Annotated in this window: 2 protein-coding genes and 1 rRNA gene; 1 reads left to right on the forward strand and 2 read right to left on the reverse strand. The window is 61.7% G+C overall.

What is annotated here, in order from left to right; all coding sequences use genetic code 11:
* Positions 1-989: ribosomal RNA gene (locus tag BUC15_RS18515) — 16S ribosomal RNA — on the reverse strand; the annotation flags it as partial.
* 770 nt (positions 990-1759) lie between these two features.
* Here BUC15_RS18515 and BUC15_RS18520 point away from each other — a divergent pair.
* Entirely contained in the window at positions 1760-2950 is a 1191-nt protein-coding gene (locus BUC15_RS18520; protein WP_084189743.1) for a CapA family protein, read from the forward strand.
* Positions 2951-2952: 2 nt separating this feature from the next.
* Here BUC15_RS18520 and tyrS read toward each other — a convergent pair whose 3' ends face one another.
* Positions 2953-4206, reverse strand: a complete 1254-nt coding sequence (gene tyrS, locus BUC15_RS18525) for a tyrosine--tRNA ligase (protein WP_073191521.1) — start codon at positions 4204-4206, stop codon at positions 2953-2955.
* Between the last annotated feature and the right edge of the window lie 157 nt (positions 4207-4363).

The following is a 4363-nucleotide window of genomic DNA, read 5'->3' on the forward strand; positions in this document are numbered from 1 at the left end:
CTAGATGTTTCCGGCATATGTCAAACCCAGGTAAGGTTCTTCGCGTTGCATCGAATTAATCCGCATGCTCCGCCGCTTGTGCGGGGCCCCGTCAATTCCTTTGAGTTTTAGCCTTGCGGCCGTACTCCCCAGGCGGGGTACTTAATGCGTTAGCTGCGGCACGGAGAACGTGGAATGTCCCCCACACCTAGTACCCACCGTTTACGGCGTGGACTACCAGGGTATCTAAGCCTGTTTGCTCCCCACGCTTTCGCTTCTCAGCGTCAGGAAAGGTCCAGAGATCCGCCTTCGCCACTGGTGTTCCTCCTGATATCTACGCATTCCACCGCTTCACCAGGAATTCCAATCTCCCCTACCTTCCTCAAGTCTGCCCGTATCGGAAGCAGGCTCAGGGTTAAGCCCTGAGTTTTCACTCCCGACGCAACAAACCGCCTACAAGCTCTTTACGCCCAATAAATCCGGACAACGCTCGCACCCTACGTATCACCGCGGCTGCTGGCACGTAGTTAGCCGGTGCTTCTTCTTCCACTACCGTCACAAAAGCTTCGTCATGGATGAAAGCGGTTTACAACCCGAAGGCCGTCATCCCGCACGCGGCGTTGCTGCATCAGGCTTCCGCCCATTGTGCAATATTCCCCACTGCTGCCTCCCGTAGGAGTTTGGGCCGTATCTCAGTCCCAATGTGGCCGGTCGCCCTCTCAGGCCGGCTACCCGTCGAAGCCTTGGTGAGCCACTACCTCACCAACAAGCTGATAGGCCGCGAGTCCATCCTTGACCGAAAAACTTTCCAACCACCCCGATGCCAGGGCAGCTCATATCCAGTATTAGCAACTGTTTCCAGATGTTATCCCAGAGTCAAGGGCAGGTTACTCACGTGTTACTCACCCGTTCGCCACTCGTGTACCCCCGAAAGGGCCTTACCGTTCGACTTGCATGTGTTAAGCACGCCGCCAGCGTTCGTCCTGAGCCAGGATCAAACTCTCCATTGAAAATTATCAGAACAACCAGCAAAAAACCGGCCGATAACTGTCAATCAGTTCGACACTGACCAAGCCCAAAACTGGACTCATCAATAATCTCAAAGAAATCCGCAACACAACCAAAACAGTTGCGCTGACGGGAACACATCACAACCAGACCAAAAAAGGCCCAACCACAATGTGCACAAAAAATTGGCATTGACTATAAAGCACGCTGTTGAGTTCTCAAGTTTCGGGTGCAACCCACACATCAACCGAACCAACCGGCACGACATCAGCTTGGGGCAACTCGACCAACCTTACTTGCTGGAGGCGATTCCGTCAAATTGCTTTGACTGGGATTCGACTAGGTTCAAGTGTTGGGAAATCCTATCTGACTAGGCGTTTCCCAGTTGGCTTGCCGCTTGGAGCGACTCGGCCAACTTTACTTGATCCCACTCAGCTTGTCAAACCAGAGGTCTGAGGCTGAGCAGCTTTGGAGTTGTGTTACCGCCGTAGCGGCTCTACCTACACTACCTTGCTCCATCCGCCCGATCAAATCCGGCGTCCTGAGCCCACCGCACGTGTCCCAGGCCTTGAACTGGTTCGTGTTGAACGCAAGTTCACCCGAGACTCTGTGGTGAAGGGTGGTGGCTCGCGGGCCCGGCCGTTTCCGTCCGGTGCACCGTCTGAGCCCTGAGTACGTTACACAATCCCCTCGCGGATGGCAAACCAACGGCTTTGGCGGGAAATCCCCGCCCAGCGCACGGGTCGCCTGGCAGCGGCCCTACCCTTGCACCATGGGGATACTGTTGCGTGTAGTGGCGATGTCGGCTGTAGTGGCGCTGAGCGCCTGCAGCCCCAACGTGGCCGGCGCCGGTCCGGGGGATGGCCAGGAAAGTCCGGCGACTCAGTCCACGCCGCCGGTGGCGATCGTCTCGGCCTCGCCGACACCATCCCCGACCCCATTCGTCGCCCGCACCGCCACCATCAATGTGAGTGGGGACCTTCTGTGGCACAACAGCCTCTGGAAGTCCGCGCAACTCGACGGCGATGGAGGCATGGACTTCGCACCACAGTTGGCGGCGCTCAGTGAGTTCGTCAGCGCGGCAGATCTCGGCATCTGCCACTCGGAGGTGCCCTTCGCCGAGGCCGGGGGCCCGTATTCAAACTACCCGATGTTTGCGGTGCCGCAGGAAATCGCACCCGCGATCGCCGCCACCGGATGGGACCTTTGCACCACCGCGTCGAACCACACCATGGACGCCGGCTGGGACGGCCTCGTGCGGACCCTCGAGGTGCACCACGCCCACGGCATCCTCACGAGCGGCAGCTACGCGACCGAGTCGGACGCCGCCGCCCCGGTGATCTTCACAACCGACGAGGGGGTGAAGATCGCGGTCATCAGCCAGACCTTTGGACTCAATGGAATCCCGAAGTCCAAGGGCCGTGACTGGTCAGTTGACCTGATCGATGCTGAAAAGGCGATCGCCGACGCTGCCAAGGCACGCGCCGCAGGCGCCGACATAGTCGCTGTCCACATGCACGCGGGTGAGGAGTACTCCAGCAGCCTGAACCAGCAGCAACTCGACTTCGCCTCGGCCGTGACCGCCTCACCAGACGTGGACTTCGTCTTCGGCCAGCATGCACATGTGGTGCAGCCGATCGACATGGTGAACGGGAAGTGGGTGTTCTACGGCATGGGCAACCTGATCGCAGCCAGCGGTCCCGCGAAGCCACGCACCTACGACGGGTACATGGGTCAGGTGACCTTCACCGAGACCCCCGACGGGTCCTTCGCCGCCACGGCTGCCGAGTTCGCCCCGACGATGATCACCCCGATGCGTGGCGGCACACCCTCGCGTGTGCATCTGGTGGCCGACGAGTTGCGGGCCGGATCGTCCATCGCATCCCAGCTGGAGGAGTCCGCAGCACGGACGCGGAAGACCGTAACCGCCCTCGGGGTCGAGGGCCTCACCGAACGGCAGTGACCTCAGGCCCGCTCCGCCACACCGACCGTCTTGCGGCCCCGGCGCACCACGGCGAAGCGCCCGTGCAGCAGGCGATCGGCACCCACCACCAGATCGGGGTCTTCAACCCGCTGGTTGTTCAGGTACGCGCCACCTTCGGCCACCGCCCGGCGCGCCGCGCCGCGCGAGTCGACCACACCGCCAGCCACGAGCACATCGACGATGCTCGCGTCGCCGTCGAAACTGCCGCCACCGACCTCACGCGCCACTGAGGTGAGCGTGTGCTCGGTGAGCTCCTCCAGAGCGCCCCTGCCGAACAGCGCAGCGGCCGCAGCGACCGCAGCGTCACGTTCGGACCTGCCGTGCACAAGTTCCGTGACGTCATCGGCCAGGGCGCGCTGCGCGGCCCGCTTGAAGGGTGCCTCAAGCGTCGCCTGCTCAAGCGCCTCGATCTCCTCCCTGCCCCTGAACGAGAAGACCTTGAGGTAGTCGACGACCTTGGCATCCTCGGCGTTCAGGAAGAACTGGTACATGGCGTAGGGCGAAGTCAGGTTCGCATCGAGCCAGACGGTGCCGGATTCGGTCTTGCCGAACTTGGTGCCGTCGGCCTTCGTCAGCAACGGGGTCGCCATGGCGTGAACCCTGCGCTGATCGCTGCGGCGGATCAGTTCGACGCCCGCGGCGATGTTGCCCCACTGATCGGAGCCGCCGGTCTGCAGCGTGACACCGTGGCGCCGGTTGAGTTCCCGGTAGTCCATCGACTGCAGCAGCACGTAAGAGAACTCGGTGTAGGAAATGCCCGCCTCCAGCCGTCGTGCCACCACGTCACGGGCCAGCATGCGGTTGACTGGGAAGTGCTTGCCGACGTCGCGCAGGAAGTCCAGGACGGACATGTTGGCCGTCCAGTCGTAGTTGTTGACCATCGTTGCGGCGTTCTCGCCTTCGAACGAGACGTATCCGCTGACCTGCGCACGGATCTTATCGACCCATTCGTGGACGAGTTCCTTGGTGTTCATGACCCGCTCCCCCGACTCCTTCGGGTCGCCGATCAGCCCGGTAGCCCCGCCGACGAGGAGGAATGGCCGGTGCCCGGCGTCCTGCAACCGTTTGGCGAGGAGGATCTGGACGAGGTTGCCCGTATGCACGCTCTGAGCCGTCGGGTCGAACCCGACATAGAACCTGACCGGTCCCTGATCCAGGTGCGCCCCCAGAGCGTCCAGATCGGTCGAGTGGGCGATCAGCCCACGCCAGGAAAGGTCTTCAAGCAGTGCATTCACGCGCATCAGCATACTGGCCACGACGCGTCACGCCCCCTGGAGGCCCAGACCGTCGGCCGGGCTTGAGCACTATCCCGGACTCGATCGACGACACGCCGCACCGGGGCGTCAATTCGACAAACGAACCCCGAATAGTGCTCAACGCCCCACCCAACCC

Origin of the sequence: Tessaracoccus bendigoensis DSM 12906, assembly GCF_900141915.1 — a bacterium.
GTDB lineage: Bacteria > Actinomycetota > Actinomycetes > Propionibacteriales > Propionibacteriaceae > Arachnia > Arachnia bendigoensis.